The organism is Synechococcus sp. R55.7 (genome assembly GCF_047461955.1).
Taxonomy (GTDB): Bacteria; Cyanobacteriota; Cyanobacteriia; order Thermostichales; family Thermostichaceae; genus Thermostichus.
Genome location: NZ_JANSIC010000249.1, coordinates 1 through 3,449, shown reverse-complemented (window position 1 = coordinate 3,449; position 3,449 = coordinate 1). Strand labels below are relative to the sequence as shown.

Below are 3,449 nucleotides of genomic sequence, written 5' to 3'. Positions count from 1 at the left end.
CTTTCGACCTCATTTCGACCTCATTATTTTGTAGATTTTGTAGCTCGGCTGGGTTGAGCAGAAAGAGCGCTGGGAAGCGCAACCCGTCCAAGGAGGTCGGAGCCGGAAGCCAGTTGGACAGGTTAAGGTGAAGAGACTGTTAAGATTCTTATGGTTTTGCTGTTGCCAAGGCAACACCGCACCAACTAACATCTCGCTACACTGCGACCGCTCATGATTCATCCTCTGCTGCAACGGCTGCACCAATCCACCCTGACCCCGCTGCGGGATATCCACTGGACGCCGGAATTGTTCGGAATCCTCTTGGTGTACTTTGTGCAGGGGGCGGTGGGGCTGGCACGGCTGGCCACCAGCTTTTACCTGAAGGATAGCTTGGGCCTCAGCCCGTCTCAGGTGGCGGCGTTGATGGGCGTTGCCATGAGCCCCTGGATCCTCAAGCCCCTCTACGGCCTGCTGTCGGATACCGTACCGGTGGCGGGCTATCGGCGTCGTCCCTACCTCTTGTTGTCAGGGCTTCTGGGGTGTGGGGCTTGGCTGGGGATGGCCCTGTGGGCACCGACGGCTGGTCTGGCCACCCTGTGGATGGTTTTGGGATCCCTGGCGGTGGCGGTAGGGGATGTAATCGTAGATTCGCTGGTGGTGGAGCGGGTACACGGCAGTGACTGGGCGGGGACGGGCACGCTGCAATCTTTAACTTGGGGAGCAACGGCCTTGGGATCCCTGCTCACCGCCTATTTGGGAGGAGCGCTCTTAGCCCATTATCCGCCGCAGGTGGTGTTTGGGCTGACGGCCTTTTTGCCGTTGTTCATCGCTCTGGCAGCTTGGGTTATTGCCGATCAACCGGTGGCGTTGTCCCAGGGCTGGGATCCCTTGCAACAACAGGTGGGGCAGGTGTGGCGGGCGCTGCGGCAACCCAGCATTTTGCTGCCGGTGCTGTTTGTGTTCGTTTGGCAGGCCACTCCCAGCGCCGATGCGGCTCTTTTTTACTTTGTCACCAACGATCTCGGCTTTGGGCCGGAATTTTTGGGTCAGGTGCGCTTGGTTACCAGCATCGCCAGTTTGCTGGGGGTAGGGATCTTCCAAGTGTACCTGCGGCGGCTCCCACTGCGGCCCCTGTTCGGCTGGATGACGGTGATCTCGGCAGGGTTGGGCCTGACCAGCCTCATCTTGGTCTATCACCTCAACCGGGATTGGGGCATCGACGATCATTGGTTTAGCTTGGGGGACAGCCTGGTGCTGACGGTGGCAGGACAAATTGCCTTTATGCCAGTGCTGGTCTTGGCCGCCCGCCTCTGCCCCCCTGGGATCGAGGCCACCCTCTTTGCTCTGCTGATGTCGGCCTTTAATTTGGCGGGGTTTCTCTCCCAAGAGCTGGGATCCCTGCTGATGCATGGGCTGGGGGTAACGGAGACCGATTTCAGCCGGCTGGGGCTGCTGCTGATCCTGACCAACCTTTCTACCCTCTTGCCCCTGCCGTTTTTGGGCTGGCTGCCGGAAGAGAGCATAACCCTTGGCGGAGCAGAACTGGAGGCGGAAGCCCATGCCTCTCTGGAATCCTTTCTGCGGGATGTGCAGGCAGAAGAAGCGGAGACAGCCTTGGCGATGGAAGGGGTCTCTCTGGCCGAAACCGACCCAACCTAAAGAGACTCTGTCTGGCCTCGGGAAAGGCATACAGCCTCGGTGTCCAGCCGCTAAGATGGAGGGATGAGCTGGGTAGCCCCCACAACTCACTCGGATCTTTCACTTCAGGAGGGGACCGTGCTTCATCGTAGGATCTATCAACTCAGCCGCGAAGGCAAGGATGTGTGGATCTATCTGCGGGATCAGGGACGCTGGCTGGAACGGGCCAAGATCCTCGATATCGAAGGGGACACCATCCTAGTTCGCTACGAGACAGAAGATGAGGAGGAGATCTGCTCCTGGGAGGAGATGATTCGCCTGGAAAGCATTGGAGCTGTTGCTCAGCGCCTTTCCACCATTCCCAAGGGGATGCTCAGCACGTCAGATTTGCTCACCTCAGAAGACTGCCCTCCGGCTGAATTGCTGCATCCGCCACTGTTGCCTACCGAAGGAGAAGATCATCCCAGCAGCGAGCGCCTCGTGGAGGATTACTACCTGGATCGGGAGGCTCCTGCCGAGCTGCCGGTGCGCTCCAGTGGGGAAGATCTCAAACGGGCGGATCGTGCCCGGCACGATGCTGAAGGCACGGATTGAGTTCTCCGTTTGCCAGATCGGCGCAGAAGAGCGCTTGACATCCTCAGGTTCAGACGCCAGCTCAGAAGCCTAGAGGTGGATGGCCCGACCACGGCCAGAAAAGTTCTCTAGAGTTCACCTTGGCAGATGAAGGGGATCCCAAGGGCGGGATCTACTTTGCCAGGCCCTCAGTTGTGCAGGGTCGGATGGTCAGTGGGCCGTAGAACTCCTCTTGGCACAGCTCCACCTGAGAGCGGGCAGCCATTAGCAGCAATGACCAGAAGACTTGAATGGGGTGAATGGTCCCGCTGCTGCCGTTTTGATAGCTTTTTTGGCAAAAGTGTTGCTGGAGATCGACAAAGCTGATCTGGGTCAGACCCTGCTGCCAAAGCTGAGCCAGCAGAGATTCTAGCTCGGCGGTGGTTTCCAAAAGGTTTTCCGGGTGGGCTAGCTGAGTGATGGCCGACAGCGCTTGCTGGCGAGAAATCCGTTGGGCCAGCGGCTTTGGGGCAGCTTCGGGCTGGTGTTCCAGCAGGGTTTCCAGCTCTTGCAGGTGGGCGATGAGTTCTTTGAGGGTGATGGGCCGGGTACGTTGAAGACGGGGTGCTGCCCTGGGTTGCAACACGCGATCCAAGTGCGCCAAAGACCAGCTTGGCCAGGGATCCACTTCTACCTCCACCGGGCTGGGCTCACTTTCTTCTGCTTCTGGTTCTGCCAAAGCCATCGCCTTAAGATAGACCAACATGGCAGCGTGGAGCAGGGCTTGTCCCGACTCAGACAGGTCATGGCTGCTGCTGGTGGGAGCCATACGGGCCAGAAAGCGATCGATAACCTCGATGACCTGCACATCCCAGGGATCGATCTCGCCTCGTTCTGCCAAATCAATGAGCAGAGCAATTGCCTCTTCGGTCGGTGAGTAGGCCATAGCACCCCACAGCTCCCTGACCCTTACTGTAGCCCTCAGGCCGGATCCCGGCTATCTCTAGCCATCTCCCATGCCGATCCGAATCCTCTGGCTCAATCGCTGACGTGGTAATATAGAGATCCTGCTCTAGTCGATAGCTGCTAGAGTGGTATCTGCGGGCGGTTAGCACAGTGGTAGCGCACTTCCTTCACACGGAAGGGGTCACAAGTTCGAATCTTGTACCGCCCATACCCGCAAACCTGCTCCTGCAGCGAGCTTCAACAGTCCAAGTCCTTCTCCTGGAGGAGAGATACAGGCGGCTAGAAACGACTTTTTCCGCCCCGGGGTCTCC

Annotated in this window: 2 protein-coding genes, 1 tRNA gene and 1 pseudogene; 3 read left to right on the top strand and 1 reads right to left on the bottom strand. The window is 58.6% G+C overall.

Features of this window, described 5'->3' with window-relative positions; all coding sequences use genetic code 11:
• Nucleotides 1-213: 213 nt before the first annotated feature.
• The gene (locus NW820_RS11155) at nucleotides 214-1,641 is read left to right on the top strand and encodes a folate/biopterin family MFS transporter (protein ID WP_414389660.1); all 1,428 of its coding nucleotides are present in this window, start codon (nucleotides 214-216) and stop codon (nucleotides 1,639-1,641) included.
• Between the two features lie 117 nt (nucleotides 1,642-1,758).
• Nucleotides 1,759-2,049 (top strand): annotated as a pseudogene (locus tag NW820_RS11150) (DUF6679 family protein); the annotation flags it as partial.
• A 316-nt stretch (nucleotides 2,050-2,365) separates the two neighbouring features.
• Here NW820_RS11150 and NW820_RS11145 read toward each other — a convergent pair.
• Nucleotides 2,366-3,118, bottom strand: coding sequence for a segregation/condensation protein A (locus NW820_RS11145; RefSeq protein WP_414349871.1), 753 nt, complete (start codon nucleotides 3,116-3,118; stop codon nucleotides 2,366-2,368).
• 156 nt (nucleotides 3,119-3,274) lie between these two features.
• On the opposite strand from NW820_RS11145, the gene NW820_RS11140 reads away from it, so the two are divergent.
• Nucleotides 3,275-3,346: transfer RNA gene (locus NW820_RS11140), tRNA-Val, on the top strand.
• The last annotated feature ends 103 nt before the right edge of the window (nucleotides 3,347-3,449 follow it).